General features: G+C 73.0%; 1 protein-coding gene. It reads right to left on the reverse strand.

Going from position 1 to position 1054, the window contains the following annotated elements; genetic code table 11:
* Positions 1–159: 159 nt before the first annotated feature.
* On the reverse strand, positions 160–861 hold the full coding sequence (locus ACFXPK_RS29395; protein WP_385080119.1) for a GntR family transcriptional regulator: 702 nt from the start codon (positions 859–861) through the stop codon (positions 160–162).
* Positions 862–1054: the final 193 nt, after the last annotated feature.

A 1054-nucleotide genomic window follows, 5' to 3' on the forward strand; every position in this document is an offset into this window, starting at 1 on the left:
GGGCGCGGGGGGCGGCGCCGCGCGCCCCGGCCCCCGGCGGGCGGGGGGGCCCCCGGCGCCCGCCGCCGCGACCCCCCCCCCCCCACGGCTCCGTCTTTTCGTGCGGGCAGCAGAGAATAGGCCGCGCCTATTTCTTCTCTTTTGTATACGGCTCGATTGTTAATGCTGTGCGCTCGCGATGTTTACGGCGTGTTGCGAAGCCCTCACCTTTTCGCGGGCGCGGTCGGGGACGCGTCCGGGGCGGCGCAGCCGGTGGACCGCCACCGTGCGCTCGGCGTGCAGGGCGGTGAGCGCCCGCGCGCGTTCGCCGTCGCCGCGCGCCACGGCGTCCACGATCGCGCCGTGCTCCGCCCAGGACTCCACCGGGTGGCTGGGCTGCTCCACCACGTACATCCAGGCGATCTTGTGCCGGAGCTGGGTGAGCAGCGCGCTGAGCGCGGGGCTTCCTGACGCCTGGGCGAGCGTCTCGTGGAACCAGGCTCCCAGTGCCCGCAGGTCCTCCCCCTGACCTCTGCGGGCCCGCTCCTGGCCCAGTCTGACCAGGCCCCGCAGGACCTTGAGGTGGGCCTCCGTACGGCGCTGGGCCGCGCGCGCCGCGCCCAGCGGCTCCAGCAGCAGCCGTACCTCCAGCAGGTCGGCCGCCTCCTGCTCGGTGGGCTCGGCGACACAGGCGCCGACATGGCGGCGCGTGGTCACGAATCCCTCCGACTCCAGCGTGCGCAGGGCCTCGCGCACCGGGACGCGGGAGACGCCGTAGCGCCGTGCGAGCTGCTCCTCGGTGAGCCGGCCGCCCCGCTCGAACTGCCCGGAGACGATGTCGTCGCGAATAGCCGTGCATACCGAGTGCGCCGGAATGCGCATGTCCGAACCTCCGCCTTAATCCGCGCGAAACTCAGCCGATTGACGCCTGTTCCGTGACTCTATTGCAATCAACGCGAATTTCCGATGGGTGCCCGGAATCCATGGATATCTTTTGGCCAGCGGCGGGGTGGCGGGGCCGCCCCCCCCCGGCGGGCCCGCCCGGGCCCGGGCGGCGGGCGCGGGGAAACAACAC

It is taken from the genome of Streptomyces sp. NPDC059142 (assembly GCF_042755665.1).
Lineage (GTDB): Bacteria > Actinomycetota > Actinomycetes > Streptomycetales > Streptomycetaceae > Streptomyces.